Annotated in this window: 22 protein-coding genes and 1 tRNA gene; 4 read left to right on the top strand and 19 right to left on the bottom strand. The window is 36.7% G+C overall.

Annotated features, from left to right (window positions below; genetic code table 11):
- Nucleotides 1–157: 157 nt before the first annotated feature.
- Nucleotides 158–829: a TrmH family RNA methyltransferase gene (locus tag HHL23_RS13795; RefSeq protein ID WP_169235372.1), complete on the bottom strand. Its 672-nt coding sequence runs from the start codon at nucleotides 827–829 to the stop codon at nucleotides 158–160.
- A gap of 81 nt (nucleotides 830–910) precedes the next feature.
- On the opposite strand from HHL23_RS13795, the gene HHL23_RS13790 reads away from it, so the two are divergent.
- From HHL23_RS13790 to HHL23_RS13775, 4 genes are all read left to right on the top strand, one after another.
- A complete protein-coding gene (locus tag HHL23_RS13790) occupies nucleotides 911–1,927 on the top strand; it encodes an asparaginase (protein WP_169235371.1) in 1,017 nt (338 codons plus the stop codon).
- 55 nt (nucleotides 1,928–1,982) lie between these two features.
- Nucleotides 1,983–2,069, top strand: a tRNA-Ser gene (locus HHL23_RS13785).
- A gap of 269 nt (nucleotides 2,070–2,338) precedes the next feature.
- A complete protein-coding gene (locus HHL23_RS13780; RefSeq protein WP_228464758.1) occupies nucleotides 2,339–3,556 on the top strand; it encodes a site-specific integrase in 1,218 nt (405 codons plus the stop codon).
- A 546-nt stretch (nucleotides 3,557–4,102) separates the two neighbouring features.
- Nucleotides 4,103–4,774, top strand: coding sequence for a hypothetical protein (locus tag HHL23_RS13775; protein WP_169235369.1), 672 nt, complete (start codon nucleotides 4,103–4,105; stop codon nucleotides 4,772–4,774).
- 588 nt (nucleotides 4,775–5,362) lie between these two features.
- Here the strand turns inward: HHL23_RS13775 and HHL23_RS13770 are convergent.
- The 18 genes from HHL23_RS13770 to HHL23_RS13680 all read right to left on the bottom strand — a co-directional run bounded on the left by HHL23_RS13770 (nucleotide 5,363) and on the right by HHL23_RS13680 (nucleotide 26,980).
- The gene (locus tag HHL23_RS13770) at nucleotides 5,363–5,623 is read right to left on the bottom strand and encodes a hypothetical protein (RefSeq protein WP_169235368.1); all 261 of its coding nucleotides are present in this window, start codon (nucleotides 5,621–5,623) and stop codon (nucleotides 5,363–5,365) included.
- Nucleotides 5,624–5,625: 2 nt separating this feature from the next.
- Nucleotides 5,626–5,883, bottom strand: coding sequence for a hypothetical protein (locus HHL23_RS13765; protein ID WP_169235367.1), 258 nt, complete (start codon nucleotides 5,881–5,883; stop codon nucleotides 5,626–5,628).
- A gap of 2 nt (nucleotides 5,884–5,885) precedes the next feature.
- The gene (locus HHL23_RS13760; RefSeq protein WP_169235366.1) at nucleotides 5,886–6,152 is read right to left on the bottom strand and encodes a hypothetical protein; all 267 of its coding nucleotides are present in this window, start codon (nucleotides 6,150–6,152) and stop codon (nucleotides 5,886–5,888) included.
- Nucleotides 6,153–6,163: 11 nt separating this feature from the next.
- Entirely contained in the window at nucleotides 6,164–8,563 is a 2,400-nt protein-coding gene (locus tag HHL23_RS13755; RefSeq protein WP_169235365.1) for a cysteine peptidase family C39 domain-containing protein, read from the bottom strand.
- A 220-nt stretch (nucleotides 8,564–8,783) separates the two neighbouring features.
- Nucleotides 8,784–13,943, bottom strand: a complete 5,160-nt coding sequence (locus HHL23_RS13750; RefSeq protein ID WP_169235364.1) for an Eco57I restriction-modification methylase domain-containing protein — start codon at nucleotides 13,941–13,943, stop codon at nucleotides 8,784–8,786.
- Nucleotides 13,936–14,616: a hypothetical protein gene (locus HHL23_RS13745; RefSeq protein ID WP_169235363.1), complete on the bottom strand. Its 681-nt coding sequence runs from the start codon at nucleotides 14,614–14,616 to the stop codon at nucleotides 13,936–13,938. Before HHL23_RS13745 ends, HHL23_RS13750 begins: the two co-directional genes overlap by 8 nt.
- Nucleotides 14,617–14,687: 71 nt before the next feature.
- Nucleotides 14,688–16,661 (bottom strand): hypothetical protein, encoded by a 1,974-nt coding sequence (locus HHL23_RS22525; RefSeq protein ID WP_228464755.1) that lies wholly within the window; start codon nucleotides 16,659–16,661, stop codon nucleotides 14,688–14,690.
- A gap of 69 nt (nucleotides 16,662–16,730) precedes the next feature.
- Nucleotides 16,731–17,435 carry a hypothetical protein gene (locus HHL23_RS13730; RefSeq protein ID WP_169235362.1) on the bottom strand — a complete coding sequence of 235 codons (705 nt, stop codon included), beginning with the start codon at nucleotides 17,433–17,435 and terminating at the stop codon, nucleotides 16,731–16,733.
- Between the two features lie 11 nt (nucleotides 17,436–17,446).
- Nucleotides 17,447–18,331 (bottom strand): M23 family metallopeptidase, encoded by an 885-nt coding sequence (locus HHL23_RS13725; RefSeq protein WP_194306305.1) that lies wholly within the window; start codon nucleotides 18,329–18,331, stop codon nucleotides 17,447–17,449.
- Between the two features lie 4 nt (nucleotides 18,332–18,335).
- A complete protein-coding gene (locus tag HHL23_RS13720; RefSeq protein ID WP_169235361.1) occupies nucleotides 18,336–20,324 on the bottom strand; it encodes a type IV secretory system conjugative DNA transfer family protein in 1,989 nt (662 codons plus the stop codon).
- A 60-nt stretch (nucleotides 20,325–20,384) separates the two neighbouring features.
- Complete coding sequence (locus HHL23_RS13715; RefSeq protein WP_169235360.1) at nucleotides 20,385–21,257, bottom strand: DUF4138 domain-containing protein; 873 nt, start codon at nucleotides 21,255–21,257, stop codon at nucleotides 20,385–20,387.
- A gap of 4 nt (nucleotides 21,258–21,261) precedes the next feature.
- A complete protein-coding gene (traM, locus tag HHL23_RS13710) occupies nucleotides 21,262–22,476 on the bottom strand; it encodes a conjugative transposon protein TraM (RefSeq protein ID WP_169235359.1) in 1,215 nt (404 codons plus the stop codon).
- A gap of 33 nt (nucleotides 22,477–22,509) precedes the next feature.
- A complete protein-coding gene (locus HHL23_RS13705) occupies nucleotides 22,510–22,863 on the bottom strand; it encodes a hypothetical protein (protein WP_169235358.1) in 354 nt (117 codons plus the stop codon).
- Between the two features lie 2 nt (nucleotides 22,864–22,865).
- Nucleotides 22,866–23,480, bottom strand: coding sequence for a conjugative transposon protein TraK (gene traK / locus HHL23_RS13700; RefSeq protein WP_169235357.1), 615 nt, complete (start codon nucleotides 23,478–23,480; stop codon nucleotides 22,866–22,868).
- A 21-nt stretch (nucleotides 23,481–23,501) separates the two neighbouring features.
- On the bottom strand, nucleotides 23,502–24,749 hold the full coding sequence (locus HHL23_RS13695) for a hypothetical protein (protein ID WP_169235356.1): 1,248 nt from the start codon (nucleotides 24,747–24,749) through the stop codon (nucleotides 23,502–23,504).
- A 1-nt stretch (nucleotide 24,750) separates the two neighbouring features.
- On the bottom strand, nucleotides 24,751–25,581 hold the full coding sequence (locus tag HHL23_RS13690) for a hypothetical protein (protein WP_169235355.1): 831 nt from the start codon (nucleotides 25,579–25,581) through the stop codon (nucleotides 24,751–24,753).
- Nucleotides 25,582–25,585: 4 nt separating this feature from the next.
- The gene (locus HHL23_RS13685) at nucleotides 25,586–26,251 is read right to left on the bottom strand and encodes a hypothetical protein (protein WP_169235354.1); all 666 of its coding nucleotides are present in this window, start codon (nucleotides 26,249–26,251) and stop codon (nucleotides 25,586–25,588) included.
- 6 nt (nucleotides 26,252–26,257) lie between these two features.
- Nucleotides 26,258–26,980 (bottom strand): hypothetical protein, encoded by a 723-nt coding sequence (locus HHL23_RS13680; protein ID WP_169235353.1) that lies wholly within the window; start codon nucleotides 26,978–26,980, stop codon nucleotides 26,258–26,260.
- Between the last annotated feature and the right edge of the window lie 2 nt (nucleotides 26,981–26,982).

The raw sequence follows: 26,982 nt of genomic DNA, 5'->3' as shown, positions 1-26,982 counted from the left end.
TAATTCCTGTAAGACCTCAAAGATCAAATAAAAGAAACATAGGTAAATACAGAGCGAGAGCCAAGCCCATAGTCTCTAAAAATCAAAAAGATAGCTTATGAAATTTTACTAACTTAATGACATTGGGCTAAAGCCCGCTCCTATTGATATTTTAAAATTACATTTCAATATTGTTATCTCTCAAATATTTCTGAAAAATCTGCTGTCCGCTTTGCATTGAATTTACTGCCCAACGGATTTTCATTTTCAATAATTTCTTATCGCTTAATTTGTAATCGAGGTTAGAATTAATTAATTTTTGTTTTAATTCATACATACAAATTCCAGCTGCCACCGATACATTAAAACTTCTCGTAAAGCCATACATCGGGATCGCCAGCGTTTCATCTGCAAAATCTATAACTTCTTCTGATACGCCTTCCATCTCGGTTCCAAATACGAGAGCAATAGGTTCTGTAATCTGATAATCAGGAAGCATCACGGCATTTTTTTCCAGTGATACTGCCATAATTTTATAGCCCCTGTCTTTGATATTCTGCAGGGAAGCTATGTTTTTAGACATTTTCTCTACTTCCACCCAGGTTTCGGCACCTTTGGTTACGGTAAGATTAGGATCGAAAACATTCTCCTCCTCCATCGCCACAACCTTATGGAAAGCACAGGCTTCTACGGATCTTATAATGGCCGCCGCGTTTCTGAACTGGTAAACATCATCCATCACAGGAAGGACAAAATCGGAACTTTCTTTGGAGAAATGTTCTATTTTTGAGAGTCTTTCCTCTGTTAAAAACTGTTTTAAATAGTCAAAAGTTTGTGCTAAATCTTCCATTCATTTTCAAATCTTTGCAAATTAACGTAATTTTGGGCTATGAACCTGAACGAGGCTCAATTTCTTACTAAAAAGTGATTCATGAAACGAAAAGTCCTGCTCATCTATACCGGAGGAACCATCGGTATGGAAAAAGATTATGAAACCGGAAGCCTCCGCGCATTTGATTTTGGAAATATTTTCGAAAAAATGCCCGAGATGAAATTAATGGAATGCGAAGTCTTTGTACATCCTTTCGCAAAACCGCTGGACTCTTCGGATATGGGACCTGAGGAATGGAAGGTGATTGCCAACTATATTCTCAAAAATTATGACGTGTATGACGGCTTTCTGATCCTTCACGGAACAGATACCATGTCCTATACAGCTTCTGCTTTAAGTTTCATGTTAAAAGGATTGAGAAAACCGGTGATCATGACAGGTTCACAACTTCCGATAGGAGATTTGAGAACGGATGCGAAGGAAAATCTTCTGACGAGCCTTTATTACGCCAGTTTTTATGAAAATGACGAAGCCGTTATCCAGGAGGTGGCCGTTTATTTTGAATACAAATTATTGAGAGGAAACAGAACGCTGAAATATTCAGCCGAGTATTTTGATGCTTATTCAAGCCCGAACTACCCTATTCTGGGACAGTCGGGAGTGCATTTAAATATTATCAAGGACAATCTGTACCGTTGTGATCCTGAAGTAGAATTTCATGTGGATGAACATATTTCTGAAGATATTCTTTTCTGGAGAATTTTTCCGGGCATGCATCTGAGCCACTTTAAAGAAATCCCAAAAATGAAGGTTTTAATTCTTCAGGTTTTTGGTTCAGGAACCATTTTCAGCAGTGAAAAGACGCAGGAAACACTTGAGGAAATCAGAAACAACGGAACTGAAATTGTGGTGGTAAGTCAGTGTATATCAGGCGGAATTTCATTTGGAAAATATGAAAACAGCAATATCTTTTCAAGAATCGGAGCGATCAGCGGAAGAGATATGACCGCGGAAACAGCGATCACCAAAGCGATGCACCTTATAGGCAACCCAAGTTACTCAGGAACTTTTGCTGACAACTTCACCAGAAGCCTTTGCGGAGAAATTACTGACTAATTTTTCATAATAATTTGCAGATTCCAGAAATTACTCTATTTTTGCAATCTCAATTAGAGAGGTGTCCGAGTGGTTGAAGGAGCTACCCTGGAAAGGTAGTATACGGGTAACTGTATCGAGGGTTCGAATCCCTTCCTCTCTGCAAAGTGGGAAACCAAATAAAATCAAAAGTCTTTAAATCTTAGTGTTTAAAGGCTTTTTTATTGTTTTGGGATGTCAAAATAAATCAAAGAAATACAAATCGAAAGTGAGTCATTCGGTGAGTCGTTTTTAGGTAGCATTTTGACTCACCGAATTCTCATTAAACAGCTTATTTATCAGCCTGTTCATCGATTGAACATCTTGTAGGTTTTAAGGTTCAGCAATATTATTAACCTTTAAAATTAAAATGTTATGCAAACCTACAGCTTATTGCTTTATGCCAAAAAGACAAAGAACAACCCTGAATTATCTACAATTTACATGCGAATTACTGTTGCCGGAAGTCGAACGGAGATTTCAACTGGACAAACGGTTAAAACCTCTCAATGGAGTATAAAATCAGGAAAGATATCAGGTAATAGTCCCAATGCTAAACAATTAAACTCATTATTGGAAAGCTTCAGAGCAAAATTATTTGAATGCTATAATAATTTGTTTAATGAAGGTAAAGATATAACCTGCGAAAATCTACGGAATAAATATCTTGGAATTGAAGAAAGAAAAGTTACGCTTATTGAAGCTTTTAAAGATCATAACTCAAAGATGAAGGAACTGATAGGTAGAGAATTTTCTAAGGGAACGTGGAAAAGATATGAAACATCATTACGGCATACTCAGGCATTTTTGAAATGGAAATATACTATCAGTGATATCGATGTCCGTCATATTAATCCTGTATTTGTTGCAGATTATGAATTTTATCTGCGTACAGTTAGAAACTGCTCCAATAATTCTGCTGTAAAGTATATTAGAAATTTTCAAAAAATAATCAATATCTGTCTCAACAATGAATGGATGAGCAAAACCCCCTTTACAGGTTATAAATCTAAAATAGAAAGTGTAGATGTCAGATTCTTAACTGATATGCAGCTAAAGAAAATCCGTGAGAAGAATTTCATTTCTGAACGATTGGGAATTGTAAGGGATATTTTTGTATTCTGTTGCTATACAGGGCTAGCCTATATTGATGTCAAGAATCTTACGAGAGATAAAATAACAAAGGGAATTGATGGTGGATTATGGATAAAAACTAAAAGAGCCAAAACAAAGATCGAAGCCAGTATTCCCCTGCTACCAGAAGCACAGGGGATTTTAAGCAGGTATGAAAATCATCCGAAATGTGTAAACGAAAACACTGTATTACCCGTGCTAAGCAATCAAAAGATGAATGAGTATTTAAAAGAGATTGGAGATTTATGTGAAGCTGATTTTGATATTACTTTTCATACGGCAAGACATACTTTTGCTACTACGGTAACTCTCAATAATGGTGTGCCTCTAGAGACCGTAAGTAAAATGCTTGGACATGCCAACATTAGAATGACACAGCATTATGCTAAAATACAAGATAAAAAAATTGGAGAGGATATGTCGATACTAAAAAACATATTGATAAAAGGTAAAAAAATGAAAAAAGAAGTGTCTTAGGGCTGTAAAGCATATAAAACCATCTTTCTCCCATGGCTACAAAGAGATTTTTTTTAAATTAATGCACGAAGTGTTTAGGTTAAAAAGTTAGGCTTGGATTTTTATAATCTGAGCCTTTTTAAAATAAACATAATCCTATATTGGGAAAACTTGTCTTACAAACTTTAAGAGATCTTCGATAGTTTTAAACTCTTTTTCTATAGGAATCTGTCCAGTGAAATATTCTATTTTTAGTTTTTTATCAACATCTTTAATAAAGAAAACAGAATTTAAATTGCCTTCTATATAAGAGCCTGTTTAAAAATTAAATTAGAAAAATTTAGCGGATTGCTGAAAAAGTTTATTTTCCTAATTAAATTTTTGTTGCTATAAATCCACATTGAACTAGATTTTAATTATTTGTTTAAAACTTTTGTAAACTATTTTATCTCATATTATTCCTGATCATTTGAGTGAAAATTTAAGTGTGGTATGTATATTGCAATTTTGTAAAGGATTTGATAAAATATGGAAAAAGATTAAACCAACATTTATAAAAAAATTACAATGAAATTTAATATAAAAATTGACAGTGCTTCGACTCTAGACGAGATTGAAAACTACTGGAAAAACGAAGATTATACTAACCTTTTAGGACTATTTGACTTTCCGGATGCTAATACTATAAATGCTGAGAATTTAAAGGAAATGCTTTTTATGGCAATCACCGATTTTGAGCCTAATGAAGCAGCGAAAGTTATATTGACTTATAAATTATCAGAAAATTTAAATGAAGGTCAAATCGATCAGATTTCAAATGATATGTTACTGGATAAGATCTGCGAAGAATATCCGGAAATAGATTTGCATTTCGACTTATTTAATATCAATCAGCTCTTATTTAAAGCCTACAACGGTAAATTCCCAAATGCGAAAGCTACACGGGTAAAATTTTCAATAATATCCGTAGATCAAAATTCGGAGGAACTATCGAAGGAAATCATTTTAAAATCTTTCAGCCGTGGACTTTCTGAAAGTAATATTATCAAAAGGCTATTTTCTGAACAAATGTCTACAGATTTGCGTTTTGAAGAAGCTGAAGATATCGTGTGGAAGTTAGATAAAGAGGAAAATAATAATTTTTCCCTGATCACTTCAGAATACTGGTTAAATAAGGATGAGATAATTGCATCAGAATTCGAGGGAGAATGTTTACTAGCAGAAAGTAAGGATCAATAATTTATAAAAACTGATACAAAAAAACTCCTCAATTTCTTGAGGAGTTTGTGGGCCCTGAGGGATTCTCCATAATCTTAATTTTCTCTTTATTCATAGTGTTTTCAAAGTTTTCTTAATTTTGGGTATGCCTAAAAGGATGCCTTTATTATAAAAACTCCTAACATAATAGAGTATTATAAAACCTGTTGATAGTTTCTCCTATTCCATAAAGTATTATAATACTACCACAATAAAAACACACTCCAAAATTGAAGATTTTTATACTTGAATTTATGTATTATATATCTATTTTGATGATGTTTTTCTGCATTACCAAACTTAATTTCTAAAGTGCTTATTATTTTGTTGTAATATTCTATATCTCTTTCTAAAAAAGTTAAAATTACAGTATTTAAAATGTCCCAATAGAATATTAATTCTGTTTTGTATGGGGTGAATGTAAGGAATTTCTTAATGTCCTTTCCTACCCAAAGATAGCTAATGTATAAGCTATCCTCAGGAATTTTATCAGGTAAGGATCAATAATTCTTACATTGGAATTATAACCTAACGCTTCTAAATCTTCGAATAATTGATTAATACTCATAATTAATCTCCTATTGGAAAAACCTGTCTTACAAATTTTAAAAGTTCTTTAATGGTTTTAAACTCTTTCTCGACTGGGATTTGTCCAATAGCATAATCAACAATAAGCAGATTATTTCTCACTTCAATTCCAAAAGTGTTTTTAAGAAGCCTACAATTTAATTGAGAGTCATATCCATCCTCTTGCCCTACTGTTAGAGAGTTAGAGGATATAAAACTAGCATATCCTATGCTCTCAACTTCTATTTTTATTTTTTCTAGCATTGTTAATTTTCAATTGGAAAAACCTGTCTAACAAATTTTAGAAGCTCTTCAATTGTTTTGAACTCTTTTTCTATTGGAAGTTGAGTATTGAAATAAATTAAATTCGTTTTACTGTCATTTATTTCTATCCTAAAAAAGGAGTCCAATTTAGGTTCTCCATCTTCTTTTGGTATGCCAACAGTTAAAGCATTAATCATCTCATGACATTGTGAGATAAATCCTAACTTGTCCAACTCTCTTGAAATTTCGCTATACTCCATAATTAACCTTCTAGTGGAAACACCTGTCTTACAAACTTAAGAAATTCTTCAATGGTCTTAAACTCTTTTTCTATAGGAATCTGACCAATAGCATAATCAGCTACAATTAAATCGCTTTTTAATTCAACTCCAAAAGCATTTTTTAACATTTTCAATCCTAACTCTTTATCATATCCATCATCTTGTCCTACTGTTAGGCTTGCATCTTTCAAGAGCATCACTGAATAGCCTTCTGCCTCAAGTCTTGTTTTTATTTCTTCAATTTTCATAATATTTAATTTTATAATTTTGGTTGTGCCCAATGATAACGACTTCCTCTCCAAAAATACTCAAAATCATCCAAAGACATTGTTGCTTCAACTCCATTTGTTTGCCCAAATCCATTTACTTTATCCCAAGGATCTCTAATATATACTATACCATCCTCTATTTTATCAACAATAATGGTATGGCGAGTTCTTCCAGGAGGTTGTATAGTTGCAATCCAAGGTCTTTTAGTTGCTTTGGAAAGATATTCAGCAGTTTCTTTCATGTCATCAATTCCAATGTATACGTGACCAGCATTAATTTCTTTTCCTATAAATACCTTTTCCATTGCTTCCTGAATTCTGTGTAATTGGGTTCCAGTATTAATATCAGTTCTAGCAAGTTCTCTAACCAGACTTTCAGATACTTCAATTCCATTGTCTTTGGCTAATTGTCTGATACAAGCTGCTGCACAAGACATTGGTTCCTCTTGACAGAATATCCTTGTTGAGGTAATCTCAGATAAATATTTAAAAGCCCCTCCAGTTCCAGCTCCTAATTTAGGTTTTAATATTTTATTCCAAAAAGCATTGACTTCTTTAAAATCACCTTTGAAGATAGGTTTATCTTTCCATTTCAGTAGATAACCATCTGCTTTAGCCAGAATCTCAATACCTAATTTCTTAAAACCTATTCTGGCATTAGCCAGAATATTGTAGATGCTTTGGGCTTTCTTCCCCTTTAATACAATTTCTTCAATTTCCTCTGCTGTCATTGCTAAATCCTCTGCCTTAGCACCATTCTTAGCACCTTGTAATAACTCTTCAATAAATCTGATGAAGCCTTTAAATCCTTTAGCACAAGCCTTTCCAAATCTAATAATAAATCTTGAAAGAAAAGCCAGTAAATCTGTAATTCCCAGTGTTGCTACAGAAACAGTTTCCCTTGCCAGAACCTTTAGTAAACTTGCAGCTTTCTGGACATAAGTAGCGCCTTTTACAACATTCCCTGCACCCTCTGTAAAGATTAAAAGCAGAATATTAATCAATAACTCAAAGGCAAAAATACCAATATAAAAAGCTACAGTATAGCGAGAAATATCTCCAAAATACTCCTTCATTTTATCAAATATCCCTTCCATATCAGATTTTGAAATACTTCCACTTGCTTTAAAAAGATCTTTAACTCCTTGTAAGAACTTAGGAACATTCTCTGTCACCCAGTCTATTACATCTTCTGCCTTTTCCATTAAGTCTCTTCTTTCAAGATATTGCTGATAAGAAAAAGTAGTTGTAGGCTGTAAAAGAAACTCTAAAATATAAAGTAAACACTGGATAAGGCTAATAAGTCCACTGTTAACACCGCAATAGAAGGCATTAGCTAATTTAAGAACCTCTACCCCCTGTTTTACCAATTCACTAAGATCATCTGTTACATTGGTAAGAAAGGATCTAATATCATTAATAACTCCGGTAATTTTATTGATCAGCTTTTTAAATGCATCAGGAAGATGGTCTACAGAAGCATCTTTAACCTTACTTGCTGCCTGTTTCACCATAGACCACACCTGTGAAAAAGCAACTTCTGCCCCCTGAACAAAAGGATTGTCACCTAAGTTTTCAAAAAACTGCGCAGCTTTATTCATATTAACAGGAACTGCAACACCTCCTATAATAGGAATTAGTGGAGAATAATCTTTAGCTTCAGGATTGTAATTTTTCTCTGTAGGCTTAATAGCTTCTAACTTTTCAGCACACCATCCAATGGCATCAGCAGGAATAGATGAGATATTTCCTATAATCTCTTCAAATCTCCTGTCTCCTGTATAAAACTGATACTCCCTCATTAAAGCCTGATGAACAAGAGTTGCATCAATCTTATCTTTCTCAAAAGTATAAGCCAGTTGGGCTAGATAAGCAGCTTCATCTTCCATAGAAGTGATATTCCTGAAAAACTGACCATTTATACTGGAAGATAATGGCTCTGGAAATCTATTGAATAGCTGTACAAAGTAATCTCCCATCTTTGCAATACAGAAGTCACCAGAGAAGTTTGATTTGTTAGAATTAGGCTTCTCATAGAAGAGAAATAAAGCCTGTTTCTTTCTTGCATTGGCTTGATAACTTCCATATACCTGTGAACCCGTTTCACAAGGTAATACTTCTGAATAATATTCATATCCCTTTTCTCCTTTCTCATTTACCCCTGTTGAAGCAAATACAGATACTGGATTATCAGTTAAATAAGAATAACCCAAAGGTGTATTTCTGTAATCATGGAACGGGCTTCTGTAATCAGGAGAATTATCTTTGTTGATGATAGTATCTCCCAAAGCACTCTTATCTCCTACAAATCCCTTGTTTAAATCTTCTATGGAAATGACCTTAAATTCAGAGAGATCATCACTCCACTCATCATCAAATAGTTTCTTCATAAGCTGTGTTTTAGCAATTAATATTTTGTTTTAATATTTCTAAAGCAAAGCTAATCCTCACCCACGCCAGAACTTGACGTGTTATATTTTCTTTATAAAAATTCATCCAATATAAATTTGAGATAAAAATAACCATGCCTTACTTTCTGCTAAGCTCAATCCGTCTGAAAAATTAATTTCTCGGAAAAAAGGGAAAGAAGGAATCTCTAAATATTTTCCATTATCTTTTTCTTACTACAGTCGATTCATCTTCCAGATTCATGTTTTCTCTTGGTAATGGTATTACATCAACAGAATTTTTGAACTCCAGATTATTTATAGAATCCAATTTCCCTGAAATCTTAAATAAAGTCCAATTTTCATCTGCTCTTTCTTTTACATAATTTATAAGCTTATTCATTTTCAGTTGCTTTGCTTTTTCCTCTGAATATTGAGATATTAAATTTGCTTCTATTTCAGGAAGCTCTTCCAGCTTTTTATCCAGTTCTGCAATTTTATCTTCGGTAGCTTTAGTTTGGTGTTCAATTTCTTTGACATTGACCCCTTTTTCAGCTAAATGCTGGATTGCTTTTTGAACTTCCTCTTTTGCAAGATCAATCGTTTTTTGGTAAGATGGAAGCTGATTTTTCCAATATTCTGAGTCCTCTCCTTCTTCTTTGGAGTATCCTAAAATCCTGTTATAACTGTATTCTGCTTTGGTAACGCCCTCCTGAACTTTGATAAAATCCTCATATTTCCTTAATACAAAGGCACTATCCGCAAGATGTTTATTTTTCTCATTTTCAATTCGTTTTTTCATAAGCTCAATCTCAATATTGGCTCTTGTTTCCGGATTGGTAATAATAGCAGTTTTTAATTCCTGGGTACTGATGTCAGAAACATCCAAAACATCAGCTCCTTTTTTCATGGCTTCTAAATATCTTGCTTGTTTAGCCTGCAATTTTTGAAGCATAAAAACATCAATACTGTCATTGGTCAACATAAAATTGACACGAACATTTTCATTTTTGTTCCCCTGTCTCCATATTCGTCCTTCCACCTGTCGTAAAGAAGTAAAATTATAGGGTAAAGAAAGGAGATACAGATCGGTTGTATTTTCCTGAAGATTCATGCCTTCCTGAATGGCTTCACTACCGATGATTACTTTTATTTTTCCGGAATTGAAATCATCCTGGATCTTTAACCTATTGGGTTTACTTATCGCTCCGGTAATAATCCCAATTTCTTCGGGATTATAGCCAACTTCCCGTACAAGATATTCTTTCAGCTTTGGAAATTTTGCAACGGCTAATTCTGAATAAATAATTTGTCCTGAATCCGGAATATCTTTTCTATTCTGCCTAATCAGATTCATCGTCTGTTTCAGCTTCGGAGAGTTCTCTATAAATTCCTGTATAGAAGGTTCTTCTCCATCATAATAAATCGACAGATATGGAGAAATAGCAATCAACCGGGCATTGAGAATATGGGTAAGGATAGCTCCTTTCTCTGTTTCACTAAAATTTTCATTGAGTAAATCATATTGCTCTTTCGTCAGATCATTTTGTTCAATTTTATATTCTTTGTTTATTTTATTAGGTCGCTTCAGCTCGGGATTGTCTTCTTCTCCTTTGATATCAATGAATTCAGAAAGCAATTGCTGAAACAAAGAATTATTCTTAAACCTCCGGACATTGGCTTTGAATTTCACGTCACCTTTGGCATCAATTTCCATGTCATTATCCGCTTCCATAAAGGTTTCAAAAAATGTATTGACATTGAAGTAGCCGGACTCTTCTAGTCTCTTATTTGCAATCAGGGATAAAATCGAATAATATTCCAAAGGCTTATTGGTGAAAGGTGTAGCGGAAAGCAATGTCACATTCCTGCCATCATTCTTATCCTGAATGTATTGTGCTGCCATCCAGGTATTGATTCCCAGTTTTGACGTCTGCTGGTTTTGGCTCCTGAAATCAGAAGCAAATCTACGGTCTTCTACTCTAACCTTTCCGACGATATGATTGGCATTATGTACTTCATCATAAGTGAGATGATCAAATCCAAAATCTTCCCAATCATAAATTTTACCACGCTTCATTTTTCCCTCCATCTCTTTTTCTTTCTCCAGTTCTTTCTGAAAATCCCTTTCGCTAATGGAGTTAACACTTTTCAGTTCACTTTCTGAAATATAAGAAAATCTGGAAGCCAGCTCCTGGGTAATATTTTCGGAAAAGCCAATATTATTGAAGCCTTCATAGGTAACTATGGTAATCTCTCCGTCCTTGTTATCAAACTTTGAGAGATCATAATCTTTGCCGAGATTTCCCAGTACATTCATTTTTGCATGAGGAATGGTTTCAAAAATCGTTTCCACCCATTGTTTGAGAATACTGTCGTTGGGAACAACAATTAAAGGTCTTTTTGCATTTCCACGTTCCATTGCCTCATGAATGGATAGGATTCCTGATAAAGTCTTCCCAAAGCCTACTTCATGAGCCAATAATCCAACCCCTTTTGTAGTTTGCCTCCCGATTCCTGCTTTCTGAACCTCGGTTAATTTCAACTCTCTTCCTTTGAAATTGAAATGAATTTTAGAAAAAAGAGGGAATTTGGAATAATCCGGAACATAGATATTATTATAGTTCCTGTTAAAGTCTTTTACAAAACGTTCCCTTAGCTCATCCGATAATTCTTCTCTCAAAAATTTATAAAACAGATCGTTAGCAGCGGCTTTTCTCCTTTCACGGACGAGAGCATTTCTTTCTTTATCGCTACCTGTAACGGTTTCATTATCTACAAAACTTCGTACTTCCCATGCTGAAGAACCGGCAAAAGCCTCACTGGATAGTGTTCCGACAAAATCTTTAAACTTTTCAGCAAGATTGTAGGATACCATTACGGTTTCTATTTGTCTTGAATTAGAATTCCAATGTTCTTTTTCTACATAGCCTAACCCAAATTGGTGTATAAATTCGTGATTGGGACTGATGAAAATTTCATCAAGAGATTTTGGCTTGGGCAAAACACTTTCTAATAAGGCTTTTTGTTTTGAATACTGAGTTTCGGAATATCTTTCCGAAAAAGAAGCTTTAAAATCAATTTCTAATTGCTCTAATTTTGCATAAATATTCCCTTCAGCATAATAAAAGTCATGCACCCATTTTCCGTTAATAAAATTGGCGTATTGATGATGTTTACCATTTTTATTTAAAACTCCTTCGTAATTTGTATCTCTAAAAGCCTCAATCTGCTCCTTAGAAAGCTCAGAGTTGTTTTGAAGCGAAGCATTTACGATTTCATCGGATTTAAGGAATTGATATTTCAGAACACCTTTTTTAAGCTCCGGTTTGGTCTGAATTCTATACTCTGTATTTTTTGCATTTTGGGACTGAAGGATTTTCTCGGCTTTTTGTAGAATTTCATCAATTCGGTTTTGATCGAACTTCTTTGGCTCGCTTCCGATTTGGGATTGAATTTTCGAGTACTTCTCAATCTCCTTGATAATGGCCGGAGATTTGAATTTTACAGCATTGAGCGATGAGAGTACCTGTTCAACCTTTTCCTGAACTTCAGTAAGATTTATCTCACCAGTATCTGTAATTCTTTCCGATTGAGCCTCCGAATCCTTATTTTTTGAGGTGATTTTTGGTTCTTCTTCAGCTTCCAGGAATAAATCTTCAAAAAGATTCCCGATTCTTTCGGTTTCCTTTTTGCCCTTCAGCTGTTCTATTTTTAATAAAGCCTCCTCTAAGTTTCCGTGGACATAGTTTTCCTGGCGCCCGAAACGGTTGGTTTTCTGCCGAGTTTCACCCAGAATTTTTTCAGGATTAATTTCAAAATAGTTGGAAATATCCGTGGAAATTTTCTGAGGGTCTTTTCTTAGAATAATAATATCCGTACCAATCCCGGTTCCTGCAAAAGCACCGCTGGGCAAACGGAACCCCTCTATCAATCCTGCATTTTTCAATTGGTTTTGACGGTTTAGCCAACCCGAAGGGAGTACCATAGCCAAAATGCCACCGGGCTTTAAAGAATCTAAAGAGCGTTTGACAAAATAATCTTCATATTTTGAGATTTTCGGCTCTTCTCCCAAACCTTTATACAATCCCCGATGTTCTCCGTAAGGTGGATTACCAATAACTAAGTCATATTTTTCAGAAAATTCTTTTTTATGACCTTTCTCATCAATAAATTCAGTTTCAAAGGAGCGAATGTGGATATCAGCTTCAGTATGAAGGATTTTTGCAATTTTTGCTGTGGTCTCGTTGATTTCAAAAGCCGTAATGTTAGTTTTTATTCCAAGCTGTTTTGCAGCAAAGAGAAAATTTCCTGTTCCAACACTGGGTTCCAATGCCGAAATTTCCTGCCGGTTTTTAAACCGGTCTTTAACTAAATTGCGGATGGCTTCTACAATCCTTGAGTCGGTATAGTATTCATCTAAAATTCCTCTGCCTTCTTTCTCTGTTCCACCGCTTTTGAACTGACTGCAAATATCTTTCAGCTCATCTGTGAGGTTAAGATTTTCATTTAGAGAAATTTTGTGGTTCCTTGAAACAAAGCAAGCTGCGGAAACAACTTCCGCAACTTGCTCATTAGTCAGCTTCTGACCTCTATATTTTGAAATGAGAATGTCTACATCCTCATTATTTTTATGGGATAAATCTAATCCTGATCTATTGGATAAAGCTCTCCCGGATACGATTCCGCCCACGGAATGTTTTCTTCCTTCATTGTTTTCATCATTTTGCGGTTGTGCTCCGTCTGTGGATCTTCCTCTTGTTCCGCTTCCCAAATCGCTCCACTTTGTGCCTTCAAATCCATTTCCAGCATGGTTGCTGCCCATAGCTTGTCCTCCCGGGTGATTTCCGTTTTGCCCGGATTGGCTGCTTTGGAGAGGCTTTCCAGAATTTCGTTCAGAAAGTTCGAATCCCACATGCTGAGTGTTGGGAATTCCGTTTCGTTTAATAGTAAGGTTTGCATCTTCTGAATTTTTTGGTTCAACTAAAATAGTATTTTTATTTTGAAGACCTAGTTTGTTTTCTAAATACTCACTCAGGTTTTGATTGCCACTTTCTGAAATTCCATATAAGGGACGGATGTCCTTAATATTTGTCTCATTCAATTCAGTAAGGATTTTCAGTGTCATCATATTTCCCGTTCTGTCTCCATCCAGACAAAGAAATATTTTACCCTCATAGTTCTGATACCTGTTAATAAATTTTTTAGTATTTGTAGCGGAATGAAGGGCAACAAGGGTTCTGTTATTGCTTTGCTGATTTAATTTCAAAAGGTCTAAAAATGAGTTCCTGTCCTTACTGCTGTTAAAAACAATCAGTTCATTTTTATTCCCTCCTATTACAGAAATATCATCGACGTTATATGCTAGCTGATTTTCATTCACTTTCTCGGATTTTTACAAAATGATTAAATTCAAATAGTTCTTTGGCAGCATTATCCCAGTTTTTTCTGGGCAGTAATTGGAGCGTTACAAAAACGTCATCCTTTTTATTGTAGGAATCAATACGTTCCAACCGTCCGTGATAGTCATTCTCAGCATGTCTGTACAGTGAATAAGGTAAAATGGTATCTGTTGGATACATATAGAATCTTGTATACGTCCAGGGAGAATTGATCTCAAAGCGTTTGTATTTCTTATGGAATAATACCGTGTCGGACAGATTTCTCCTGTTCCTGTAGTTGGGAATCCATTCTTTTGAAAACACAGCCCCTTCTTTCTTATTCCATACCAATAAAGGCCGTTGTTTCCTGGAAAGATCAGAAAAGATGAGATTACGCTCCATCGGGTCAATAGGATAACAGAGTGAATCCCTGATGTAATACACCTGTTTATTAATCTCGGGAAATAAATGATCAGGAACCTGTTCTATAAGCTGATCGTGAGAATAACTTATTTTCGATACGTGAAAACTCTGCATTTCATCCAGTCCTTTGGATGCATCAAAATAGATGTTGGAAATCAAATCAATTCCACCTTTCTCAGATTTGATTTCTTTATGGCAGGAACTGGCGATGAAAAGAAAAAGCAGGTATGGCAGTATTAGATTTATTTTCATATGGATAGATTTTAAAAAAGCGGCAAATCATTATCAGACTTACCGCTTTCGGATAATGAATAGGTATAATTTTATCGTTTAATACTTTGCTCTTTCACATTGCCTTTCTCATGCTCTCTGTCATTTTCCAAACCCTGTAAAGGCTTATTGGTATTGATCCTGTTCATATCCATATCATACAGGTTAAGATTTTTGTATTGAGGGTTCAGCACTGCTTTGCCTTCTATGACCCCGTCTTCCATCTCAAATTTCACTTTCACGATATTTCCTTTTTCCAAAGATTTTATCGTATTCTCCTTATATTCAGGCTGAGCAAATACTAAATTGGATTTTTCTACAATTTCAGCGGTATCAATACCGTAGTTTTTATAAAAATTCTGGAAATTATAATTTCCTTTTTCGGTTTTAGGCTCTTTGAAATCGAGCTTAACAAAGGCAGGTTCCATCTGTTCTGTTTTCGGATTGTGAAATTCAATCTTAACACTGCGCCCTTCCAGAAGATTGACAGCCTCTTTAGCGGTAAAGGTGCTTTCTTTGCTGACATAAAAATTGTGGGAAAAACTTTCGTTTTTTTCATTTTTCAGCGTTGCTTGGTAAGAATTAAAAAAAACACCTCCATTTTCGCTTTTATTGAATTTTAAAATAAAGTCTACCGTATTTCCGGACAGTGCTTTGTCGGAGTACGTCTTGATTTCAAACTGCGGTTTGGTAGACTTAATACCTTTTTCCAGATCTTTGTGAAGCTTTTCATCTTCTCCAAAACCAAGGTATTTTAACTGGTCTTTTAGGTATTGAACCTGATCGAATTCTTTTGTTGTTTCCATAATGTTGGGATTTTGATTGTTACGATTTGTAATTTGATTTTCAAGACTATTTATCTTGAGCTCTATTTTTTTTGCTGTGGAAAAATTATCTGCTAATAATTCATAATTTCGTTCTGTGTGAAGAGCCTGTATTTCTTCAGTAATCTGTTTCCGGTCGCTTTTAACATGAATTGCAGACTGATCTGTACTAATGGTTTCAGTTATTACTTTAGTTTTAGCAGAAAATTGAGTTGAAAGGTCATACAGTAAGACTTTGAATGCATCCGGTGCTCTTTCGACATTGGATTCATGGATCATATGAATATCAAAATTATACTGATCAAAAACTGAATAAGCATTTTCTAAAAAAAGATTATATTTTTCTATCTTTAACTTATAGGATTCCTTTGCTTTCTCATAAGAAGATTCTCCCCTATCATAAGAATCATCCCTGAAGTCGTAAAAATCAGGCTGTAGTGGCGGTTCTGTAAAAATGTATGTCAGAACTTCTTTCTTTAATCGTTCATCTGCATTTTGAAGAAATAATGCCAGTTCCAACGTTTTAATAGATTTCGGATGGGTAAAATCAAACATACTTTCCTGCTCATTTTCATAATATTGAGTAAGCATATCCTTGAGTTCATCAAGCTTTGATTCTCTGTTCTCTGTAATACCTAAGTTCTCTTGCATAACATTATTTCGGACACTGGGATCAAAACTTAGATTATCCTTAATAAATTCATTCCTGATATCTTTCATTTTTTCTTTACTGGGTTCTGATTCTCTACTTTCGGGATAAGAAACATTCATTTTGTTTTTAGAATTTTTATACTCAAGAATCTCTAAAAACTTGATTTCTCTTGCCGTAAAGATTCTTTCGCCATCCTGAAAAAAATGTTCAGGCGGTATATTTTCTTTTTCTTTTACAAAATCTTTATAAGCCCGGGTTCTCGGAGTAATATTCTTATCATACCAGTTTAGATCATTTGTTGTTCCCATAATGTCTGGATCTTGATTGTTAGTGGTATGGTCTTGTAATTGCTGTTCTAATCCAATGGGGCGTAAATCAATAGGTACTGCATCCAGTCCGTAATCAAACGTATAGCCGATAGCTTCACATTCTTTCTGAAAATTTTTACAATCATTATATCCAAGTCCCCCATGTTCTTCTTTTTCCTGCCATTTATCGCAGACAGCCTTCAATTCTTCCGGAAGGAGCTCATAATCTTCAAATAAATCCATTTTTAAATTTTACTTTGAGGTTATTTATACTTTGTGCTGAGACAGGTGTATTAAATTGATCCATAGGATTTATCTTCTAAACCTTCGTTTTTCTTCTTGCTCCAGCTCCTCTTCTTCTCTCATCCGGTTGGCTTCCTGATAGAGATCCGGGTCGTTTATATTTAACTGGATATCAGATTCTTCCTGTTTTTGAGAATTATTATGCTGCCTGGCAAGAATTCCATCAACTGTACCTATCTCTTTAGAGATAATATTCAAATCACTGGTAATTTCTTTAGCTATCTCCGGATATTGGTCGATTTTATCCTGAAGAAAACTTTTCAATTTTTGCAATTCAATTTTATATCGCCCAGTTTCAGTTGCATCTCTTAGATCAGCAATAATAGCAGTCAACCCCGTTGTATGCCTGATGAAATCAAACTCGGCTACTTTGCCGGTTTCCTGATCGAAAATAAAGGCTTTCTTTTCCAGCGCCGGAAGCGCCGGTGGCAATTTATTTGAGAATTCCATTATATCAGAATATTCGATTCTCTTTTCACTGTTTTTAAGGATTTCCGGTAGGCTTTTATCCCTTTCTAAGAAGATAACTTTCAGTTGGGTATTGTTATCGGTAAGCTGAAATGTTGCCCTGTTCTTATCGTTGTCAGCGACAATGGTGTATCCTTGTAAGAATTTCTGAATATCTTCTGCACTTAGCTTTTTGGAAAATGTGTGGTCTTCACCAATAATTCCATATTTTTTCAGTTCGTCTGTGGGTAAATTGCTGTTTTTCATTTTTAATTTATTTAGTAGGGTTTGTATGAGGCTGTACCGGTATTATGGTAGGTTGCCATGAGGTGAGTAGCTCTTATTAAATCATTTAAAAAATGAGCGGGGTTAATTCTTTGTCCGAATTCTTTCACCGAAAAATGCAGGTGAGGCCCTGTAGAATTTCCGGTATTTCCACTTCTTCCAACGATAAATCCAGCTTTCACGAACTCTCCGGTCCGATAATAAATCTCCGAAAGATGCAAGTAGGCGGTTTCAAAACGATTAAAGTGCCGTATTTTAATATAGTTGCCCCCGCCATGAGCATCCCAGCCCGCTGCGGTTACGATTCCGTCCATGACGGAGTGTACATTGTCATAATACGCTTTCAGGTCAATACCGCTGTGCATTTTCTTCGTCCCAAAAATGGGATGAAGTCGTGTCCCGTAGGGAGATGTGACCGTCATTTTACCCGCCAGAGGCATTACAATTTTTGATAAAGAATCTTTAGGCTCTTCCACAAAATCATGTAAAGCCTGAGAACTTTGATTTTTTAAAAGATCCTTTTTCTGTTCAGCTCTAAGTTTAGTAGCCAATAGTAAAGAATCTTTCATTTTTTGAAAGCTTTCTTTTCTGGAATTGTTGGCATGGCTGTACTCTTTTACCAGTATTTTTAAAGAATCCAATTCATTTTTTAAATCCGACTTTGTCGTCGTATTGAAGATTTTCTTCCAGAAGTTTTTCCCTTTTTTTTGCTCCGGAGAATCTTCTTCTTTTGTTGTTTCAATACGAGCTTGACTTTCGGGCTTTTGGGGCCGGGCAGGCATCAATGTATTGAACTGGGCAAACGTAAAGCTGCTTACCAAAAGGAACATAGATACTATCATCTTGTAAATCCGGATACCAATTATTTTATTTTTCATAAGATTATGCTTTTACTGATTCGCGCACGATTAATTCCACTTCCTTATTGATTTTCCTAAAGTTGGTCATTAAGACTTCTTCTTTACGGTTGATACCTGCTTTATCAACAAAAGAGTAATAGGAAGGCATGGGCGGAAGTTCCGCCTCCTCTTTTTTAATACTTTTCATATCCAGGTTGATTTTGCCGTTCACAGCGGAGGTTTTGTATTCTTCGGTATCATTTTCTTCTCCCTGGGCGATCATTCCTACCATTTCTCCGGTTCTAAGTGCTGCAATTTTTCCGGCAGGAATCATATGGTCCATTTTCTCATTAATACTGGTTGTCGTACCTTGTTGGGAGATGGATTGGGAATACGACTTCTGCTTTATTTTTCCAAACAGTTTTTCGAGCCAATCCAGCGTATTCTTATCTCTTGCAGAGCCGGAAAGGATATTTCCGACAATGGCAGAAATGGTATCCGCCACTTCTTTCTTGTAAAACTGACGGAGTTGAGGAAGTTCCTGAAGCCCGAGCATTACGGCAACCCTATTGCTTCTTGCAGTAGCCACGACATTATCAATCTTATGAATGTAAATTGTTGGAAACTCATCGGCAATGATTCCTCCGGGGAGATTGTTTTTGGAGTTAATTAAACGTAAAGTCCTGTTGAGTACCGAAGAATACAAAGCGGAGTTGATATCCTGAGTTCCCGGGTCTGATGCTAAAATAATAATGGAAGGATTGTTCCGGTCTGTGATTTTAAGTTCCACTTCATCCCCTGAAAACACCCAAAAGCTTTCTTTGGTAGCCAGTCGGGACAGGAAAATCTTTAATGTTCCTACCTGCCCTTCCAATTGGTCAAAAGCCTTGTTATCATAGGCTGATTTAAAAGGTGATAATAAAGAATACAGTTCTTCATGTCCAAAAAGTGTATCAAAAATTTCCTTATAGCTACGGTTCATAAAAGAAAGAATATGAGGCAGATCCGAATACTTTCCGTTTTCGTGGGTCGCAAAAAAATAAATACAGGATGAAAGGAAATTAATCGCGGATTGGGTAAAAAACGCTTCTGATCCACCTCCGGAACTGGTACTGCCTTTTTGTAGAGAAGACACCATAGCTTCAGCCATTTCCTGTGCTTCGGCTAATGTTTTCACATATTCTTTTTTAAACGGATTGACTCTTCTGGATTTCTCAACTTCATTCAAATTGATCACGTGGAAACTATAATTATAATCGGACTCTTTACTTTTTTTCAGTAAGTAATGATAATAGGCAATCTGGGCCAGATCAGGGAATTTAAAATCGTAAATGCAGAGACAAAAACCTTTCGCAATCATCTGCCGAATGGCAGGATTGATCACACCAAACGATTTTCCTGAACCTGGAACTCCAATTACTATGGTACCTCGAAAAGGGTCAATGTTGATATATCCTTTATAGATTTTATTATTATATCTGAAAATATATGGGATATTGATAGAGGTATCGGTATTTACAAGTTCCTGGTTCTGGTCAAAAGACTCTTCTTCTACATTCCATCGATCCTTACCCATTTTCTGCTGTATTAGCTTGGAGATACTATCAGCACCCATCTGAAGGATAACCGCCCCAAAAAACGAAAGAAAAGCATAAACCATCTGATAGAGATTCATTCCCGGAAAGATTTTAGGGAGTGAAGGGTTTCCGGCTTCATGTTGCCAAACCAAAGAAGAAAACATCATCATCAGCCCAAATACCATAGGAACGACTATTTCCATAGTGATGTTAAGGTCTTTCTTTTTCTTAGCTTTTGTTCCAATCGCCACTAACCCTATCAAAATAAATGTTGCCAATTTTGCATGGACAGGAGGATAAATGAAACTCATCTTAGAGAAGTTCCTGAGCAAATTCGAGAGTACCGGAATATCTGCGTGCAGATAAAATAGCGATACACAATCCAGCACCACAACGGCATATACCGCCTTCTGAAAGAAGCCGTAAATCCTGATCTGATGCTGCTGTTCTTGCATTTTTCTTTAACTAAAGGGTTGATGAATTGAGAGATTTATAAAATGGAAGCAGAACTTCCGTTAGAAGGTGTCGGCTTTCAGAATATCCGAGTATTTTACTTTCATTTCAATGGTTCTTCCGGAGAGCTGCTCTTCTATCAGGCGGATCATCATCACTTTAGAGTTCGGGTACGTGAATTTTTTGAACACATAGATATTCCGGAAATTCTTCCTGAAACGCTTTTGAGGGTTCAGTTGAAACATCGGACTCATTTCAATGCTCTGATTGTTGGTCGCCTTATGGATTTTTTTATCTTCTACAGAAAATTTCAAAGCTTCGATATCATAACTTAGGTTGGAGTTGTTTTTAAAGGTCATATCCAGGAAGATATAGTCACTGATGACATAGACATTATTGAGCTGAACACTAAGCCCCATTTTTTTTTCTTCCCGGATCGGTTTTTTTTCTGATTTTTTCCTGGTGATATCCATGGCAAATTTCCTGAGCTCAAGATTGGAGAAAACCATTTTATCAAATTCTATGGGCTGCATTTCCTCCGGTTGAATATGGATATTGGTTACGGTATTCAGGTTTTCAGGATTTCTGTAAACGGCTTTGTATTGGGCAATAAAGGATTGACCGACCACCGTAATCACCCCGATTTGATCTCCGTTAGAATAATACAGAAGTGTTTTTCTGTTTTTATCTTTATCCGAATCATCGGTAAGATCTACAATTTTAACACGCGCAATCTGGGTCGAAGGTAAATCCCCGGTGAGCTGCTGAGTGGATAGATCCACATATTGGATGGGTTCTGGAGAAATGATATGAAGGCTGATTCCTTCAGTAATTTCGAGTTCCGGCAAATCTGAACTCAACTGCTGCTTCGTGGCGGTTTGTGCTGTAAAAAGCTGGGTTATGAAAATCAGTAAAGTATATAATATGGCTTTCATTTCTTTATTTTTTTTGTTGGTTTTGTGCATCTTTCAGTTGTTTTTCGTCAATCAGAAATACATAAGAGTTGTATTTCAATTTGGCTTTGTTAGTTTTAATCAGGTTGGCAATGGATTTGGAAGTGGATGTGAATAATTTGGAGACGATACTGGTGAAAAATCCCTGTCCGCCCATATCCATCTGTGTTCCCTGTACAGAATTGCTTCCCATTTCCCGGATCATATCCCGGAAAATGCTCTCCGGAACATACAGCCCCTTCATTCCATCAACATCGTAAACCGATAAGTTGACCGGGTAAATTTCTCCTTTAGTGAATACGGATACGATACTGAGATTCACCCTTTGCATCGCAAATCCTGAAATTTGTCCATAGAGTATCGAGCCTTTGCTGAGCTTTTTGTTCCCCACAAAGATGTCTTCCAGTAGCCTAAGCCGAATCCGGCTTCCTAAATATCCCTTGTTATTTTCATCAATGACCGCTTTGATAAAACTGTTTTCCTTTTCTTTGTAAAAGGCATTGAACTCGCTGTTGATCACCGATTTGCTGACATTGAAGGTTGAATTAAGGAAATCTTCCATTTTTTCTTTGTTAGCCTTCAATTTTTCCTCCGCTGCCAGCTTACTTTGATATTCCGGATCTCTTGTTTTTTCCAAAGAATCCATAACCAGCATCTGCTGTTTCAGGTATTTGACCGGATCAGGGTTTTGCTGATGAGTTTGAGGGGTTGATTTTGAATGCTCTGAAGCATAGTCACTTTCCGGTTTGCCGTAAGATTTATCGTTCAGCATCCGGATAATTTCCGAAGACCGTTTGTAATCCCTGTTGTCATTCTGTTCTTGTTTCGGGTTATAGTAAGAAGATAGATTTCCCTTCGGCTGATACCCGTTTTGTCTTCCGGATAGAGCCTTGAGCGAATCTATTTTTCTCTTCTGAGCTAATGACAACTGGTCTTCGTAGCTCAGCAAACTGTCCTTTTCTTTGCCCAGCCCTTCGAGCATCGTCCTGTTATCCTCTTTTTTGAAAAATGCATCATACGCATCATTTTTACTCATAATGGAATCATGCGACTCACCGAGGGAAAGCGAGAGCTCTTTGGGTTTATCCTTGGGCTGTTCTTCTCCCGTAAACTGGGTTCCTACATAAACAAAAAGCAGCAGAAACGGCAATGCCAAAAGGGGCAGGATATATTTCTTCTGTTTGAAATTAAGTTTTTTCATTGAGTTTTGATTTTATATAAATTGCCTCCGGTGCTACCGGTCATTTTTTAATTGCTGGTATTGGTTAAACAAATATTCAATCCTCAAGCTGTCCTCTTTCTGTAATTGTTTCCGGTCTCTTTTCCCTTTTAAAGTTTTGAGCTCTTCTACAATCTTTTTCATCTCTTTTTCATTGTTTACAGCAGGGTTTTGAACCATCTGACCTTTGGAGTAAAGGACAGGTGGTTTAATGGTAAATACTGTTTCCTTGGGAAAGAAAATTCCCAAGATCAGGGAACCTACGAATGATACTGACAAAAAAATCATCGAATAGGTAAAAAACTTTTTAGGGTGATGGACGATCCATTGTAAGCATTTCTGTCGGGCATGTTTGAATAAAGCGTTCATTGTTAGTACGAATTTTTGGTTTGATTGGAGATTTCTTCATTATCAAGGATGCGCCAGTTTTTAAGGATCACCCCGTGTGGGTTATTGGGACTGCGGATAATATCCTCAAAGAAGCCCTCGGTAATGAGCTTTCGGGTAATGACAGATGATTTTCTTGTAATCATCTGTTTCCCGAAAAAAACAAATTTCTTTTGTTCCGGGCTGAGGGTAATCGAATCGCTATGGATACTGACCATGGAGCTGGACGCAATAATCTGGTTATAAAAACCTTTTTCCCTCAGGTTGGTGTATTCTTTCTTACCGCTGTCATCGATCAGATAGAGTGATTTCTGAATATTATCCTTGATATAGGTATCGTCAGGAGCTAATGTGAAAAATAATCGGTGAAAAAGTTCAATCTGGGCTTTGTATTCTACAGGCCTGTTGAGTAAGACATCAGTCTGTTTAGCCAAAACCGGTACACCGTTATCTAGGATGTAAATGGATTTCCTGGAATCTTCAATCATTTTATAGGCGAAGAAAAAACCTCCGATGACAATAAATACGGCAAAGGCAATGGCAGAAAGTGAAACCACCTTATTTACCTTGATTCTTTGTTCTATATTTTTGATAAGCATTTTATGATAATATTTTTGAGATTATTTTTTGTTTTTCATGGCCTGCTGAACTCTTCCCGATACAGAACCTGCCGCAGTAGATTTTGCGGCTGTGGCAGCTACAGTAGCACCTCCGGTTTTAACAGCCAACACCGCAGTTTTTGCACTGCCCGCCATTTTGCCCACAGCACTTTTCATTTTTGTCATTGCTCCGGCTCCACCTGCCGACACAATGGTATCTGCAATGGTAGGGGTCATCAAAACCCCGATTCCGGTAACGATATAGGCGACGCAGGTAAAAAGCTGATTATAGATCATTCCCGAATTACTGACATAGACCATTAGGGCATCTAAATTGGTCACCGTTCCATTGGTTAAAAGCGTGTCATACCTTTCTATTTCCATCATATAACCGGAAGCAATGAGTTGCTGCCCAATGTTGATAATGGTATACGCCACAAAAGTGTACAGATTGATATTGATAAATTTGGAAACCCAGCTGTAGAGAGAGTTTTCAAATCCGGGAACCAATGCCATTCCCACGGCAATCGGCCCTAATATAATAAGGATGTATGCCCAGATTTTCTGGATAAAAAAAATCAGGTAAACGCAAATTCTAAGAATGGAAAGACAGATAAACTCAATGACTTCAGCTACTAATTTTTGCATCTGGAACTGCATCCTGATCTGCCATTCCTTGATGGGCTGGATGAGTTTATCCAGTCCGTCGCTGATATCAAACCAGGAATCATCGGCATCTTTTCCGGTATTCTCAATGACCTCCTGCTTGGCATCTTCATCTGCTTTCAGTTTGATAACGGCGTCCAACAATTGCTGCTGCTTTTTGAACCTTTCAACACGAAGGTCATTGACCTCGGATTCTATATCACTGAAAATGCTCACTCCCGGCTCTGCAATGGCTTCAAAGGGAGCCTGTATCAGATTGACAAATCCCGTCCAGTATATCAGGGTGAATCCAATCAGAATCGGTTTGAGCATAGGAGTAATTTCCCATTCCCGGTCTCCGGCAGCCATTTGCCATCCCATATAGCCCAGGTACATCAAAGACCCTAATCCGCCAATGGCCTTTCCGACCAATGCGGCTTCTCCGGCACTGTCCTGAATACTGGTATCCAGTTTGGTAAAGACCTCCATAAACCATTTCTCAAAAGCACCATCGCCCTTCAGGAACTGGAGTAAATTGCTGTAATCACTATCGGTCTGGGCAAAGCCCATCACCGGTAACACAAATGCCAAGAGGCAGCAGCATAAAGTGAGTTTTTTATTCATATTAATATCGGTGTTTGTATTGCAGCATTATATTTTGTACGATCTGCCTGTCTGATGCCGGTGTCCATGCTGTAGGCAAAGCATAAGGAGAATGGCTTTTCAGGATATTTTTATAATCCAGAAGAAGGGTCGTTTTGTTATTATGTTTCCTTAACTCCTGAGCAAATTTTCTCCAACGAAGTAGGGTTTCGTGATACATCAGAAAACGTTTTCCCCTTGGCATATCCATAGACCGGGACATCGTATATTTTTCCTTAATCAGATCCAGCTCTTCCTGAAGCCTTTTTAATGTTCCTATACTATTAAGCGTTTCATAAGTTTGCTGGTCTTTCAGCCTCCATTCCATAAAATTTTGCGGGGTATCAGGGAATGCAGTAATGGGTTTTAACATGCGCTTGTAATACAAGAGCCAAAGGGGATCTGCATCTACGGTAGCAGAAGTCCAATGGGCAAAATCCTGGACACTCCTTTTATAAATGGTATCGGAAGCTGCTTTTATTTTTTTAGCTTCTTCTTCCTCATATTTCACTTCAGCAAATCGTTGATTCTGTACTCCCGTAGGTTTTAAGGGTCTTATGTCATCTCCATCCTTATAATCCCTGTTAATTTTAGGCGCCCACATCCCCCACACCGTAGCGTAGGCAAAATTGGTCTGGACTCCCAGGAAATATTTGGGATAAGGCCGCCAGTCTCCCCAGCTTTCAAAAACCATCCGTTTGTGCTGGGCGACAATGGCAGGGTCATTGAGCCGTTTTACACTCAATTGTGCAGATACGACAGTGACAACAAGCAAAAATTGCAGCCTGATTAATTTTATGAATAAATTTTTCATTGTTTTAGTTAAAAATGTATTTGTATTTCTGAATAATGTCTCCCACAATGGCTCTATCGATATTGATGTAATTCCGAAGCACAGGGACTTGATACAGATAAGGGATCTTCTTTGCATTCTGTAGCCGTAAAATGATATAGAGAATGTTACCATGAATATTTCTCACGCGTGTAAATACCTTCTCAATGAGCATCTCCCGATCCATAGCATCCATCATAAAATCCTTGTTTTCATTCAGGATATCTTGCGAGACCTCTTGCTGGAGCTTCAGTGTTTGCTGTCCAATGGCGGTATAATATTTTGAAACCAGCGCGGCATATTCCGGATGCTGCATGGATAAATCCAGCATGGTTTTGGAGTTGCTTACGATTTTCCCCAGATACTGATAGAGATAGATGAGCTTTTTACTTTGGGTAAGGGCTGAATTGACATTTTTAAGCTGCTGGTAGATATACTCCTGAATGGCAATCACCTGAGCCGTTTTATTTTTGATCTCTATATACAATTCATTCTGCTTTTCATAAGAATCTAAAAAAGCTTGTTCACTCCCTAAACGAACGCCGTGATTGACGGTAATCTGGGACAGTAATTTATCATTGATCACGATCTGCTGGCTTTTTACGGAAACCGTAGAAAACATTACAATTCCGAGGGTTACTATCTTTTTCATTTTTTATTAAAAGGATTTAATGTTCTTCATAATGTTTTCCACCACTTGTTTATCCCTGTTGACGTAATACTGGAAAGCTCTTTTATTGCGCAGTACTTTGGCTTTAATATCCCGTATTTTCAACAGCATATGAGTAGAATTCCTGCTAAGGGTTTTGACTTCACCTAGTGCATAATCCAATAAAATCTTGCGTTCTGATTTTTCCATTTGATTGATGGCTCCGTACGAGAGGATCACTCCGGTGATCAGGCGTGTTACCATTTGTAAATCATCCACATACTGTACTCCGGAAGGCAAGACCGCTGCAATAGAGTAAGGTGCGGTACTGATTTCGTCAATAATGTCAGCCTGGTTCTGAGTGATCTTATTCACCTCCCTGCTCATCGCCACTCCTGTTGGAATCGCCTGCAAGGCAAATGAAACAATTCTGAGCCTGTCCTGTATTTTAACAACCTTATCCTTGAAGCTGTTCCACTCGTTTTTATTGACCGTCTCAATACCGGCATTCAGCGTCTGGTTTTGCCGCATTTCCTTTTGCCTGTTATGCTCCTTCATCGTGGCATTGATTTCCAAATCCATCATCGGAAAGGAAACATTTTCTTTTTGCCAGGCGGGCGTGGACCCTCCTCCGGAAGAAGTGATTACGATGTAGACCGTCGGAATGAATACGCTTAGAAAAATTTTCTTTTTGCCTTCATTAGGTCGGCGAATCTCGTCCCTCGATTTCATCT

The sequence above is a fragment of the Chryseobacterium antibioticum genome (genome assembly GCF_012927325.1).
Taxonomy (GTDB): Bacteria; Bacteroidota; Bacteroidia; order Flavobacteriales; family Weeksellaceae; genus Chryseobacterium; species Chryseobacterium antibioticum.
Note: the sequence above shows the minus strand (reverse complement) of the source record. Positions and strands in the feature narration are given on the sequence as shown.

Bases quoted from the DNA above. Each gene is read 5' to 3' on its own strand.
- HHL23_RS13695 (WP_169235356.1), bottom strand. From the start codon at position 24,749: ATGAATAAAAAACTCACTTTATGCTGCTGCCTCTTGGCATTTGTGTTA.
- HHL23_RS13745 (WP_169235363.1), bottom strand. From the start codon at position 14,616: ATGAAAATAAATCTAATACTGCCATACCTGCTTTTTCTTTTCATCGCC.
- traK (WP_169235357.1), bottom strand. From the start codon at position 23,480: ATGCTTATCAAAAATATAGAACAAAGAATCAAGGTAAATAAGGTGGTT.
- HHL23_RS13795 (WP_169235372.1), bottom strand. From the start codon at position 829: ATGGAAGATTTAGCACAAACTTTTGACTATTTAAAACAGTTTTTAACA.
- HHL23_RS13730 (WP_169235362.1), bottom strand. From the start codon at position 17,435: ATGAAAAACAGCAATTTACCCACAGACGAACTGAAAAAATATGGAATT.
- HHL23_RS13685 (WP_169235354.1), bottom strand. From the start codon at position 26,251: ATGAAAAAGATAGTAACCCTCGGAATTGTAATGTTTTCTACGGTTTCC.
- HHL23_RS22525 (WP_228464755.1), bottom strand. From the start codon at position 16,661: ATGGATTTATTTGAAGATTATGAGCTCCTTCCGGAAGAATTGAAGGCT.
- HHL23_RS13765 (WP_169235367.1), bottom strand. From the start codon at position 5,883: ATGGAGTATAGCGAAATTTCAAGAGAGTTGGACAAGTTAGGATTTATC.
- HHL23_RS13690 (WP_169235355.1), bottom strand. From the start codon at position 25,581: ATGAAAAATTTATTCATAAAATTAATCAGGCTGCAATTTTTGCTTGTT.
- HHL23_RS13770 (WP_169235368.1), bottom strand. From the start codon at position 5,623: ATGCTAGAAAAAATAAAAATAGAAGTTGAGAGCATAGGATATGCTAGT.
- HHL23_RS13705 (WP_169235358.1), bottom strand. From the start codon at position 22,863: ATGAACGCTTTATTCAAACATGCCCGACAGAAATGCTTACAATGGATC.
- HHL23_RS13755 (WP_169235365.1), bottom strand. From the start codon at position 8,563: ATGAAGAAACTATTTGATGATGAGTGGAGTGATGATCTCTCTGAATTT.
- HHL23_RS13790 (WP_169235371.1), top strand. From the start codon at position 911: ATGAAACGAAAAGTCCTGCTCATCTATACCGGAGGAACCATCGGTATG.
- HHL23_RS13775 (WP_169235369.1), top strand. From the start codon at position 4,103: ATGAAATTTAATATAAAAATTGACAGTGCTTCGACTCTAGACGAGATT.
- HHL23_RS13760 (WP_169235366.1), bottom strand. From the start codon at position 6,152: ATGAAAATTGAAGAAATAAAAACAAGACTTGAGGCAGAAGGCTATTCA.
- HHL23_RS13725 (WP_194306305.1), bottom strand. From the start codon at position 18,331: ATGAAAAATAAAATAATTGGTATCCGGATTTACAAGATGATAGTATCT.
- traM (WP_169235359.1), bottom strand. From the start codon at position 22,476: ATGAAAAAACTTAATTTCAAACAGAAGAAATATATCCTGCCCCTTTTG.
- HHL23_RS13715 (WP_169235360.1), bottom strand. From the start codon at position 21,257: ATGAAAGCCATATTATATACTTTACTGATTTTCATAACCCAGCTTTTT.
- HHL23_RS13720 (WP_169235361.1), bottom strand. From the start codon at position 20,324: ATGCAAGAACAGCAGCATCAGATCAGGATTTACGGCTTCTTTCAGAAG.
- HHL23_RS13680 (WP_169235353.1), bottom strand. From the start codon at position 26,980: ATGAAATCGAGGGACGAGATTCGCCGACCTAATGAAGGCAAAAAGAAA.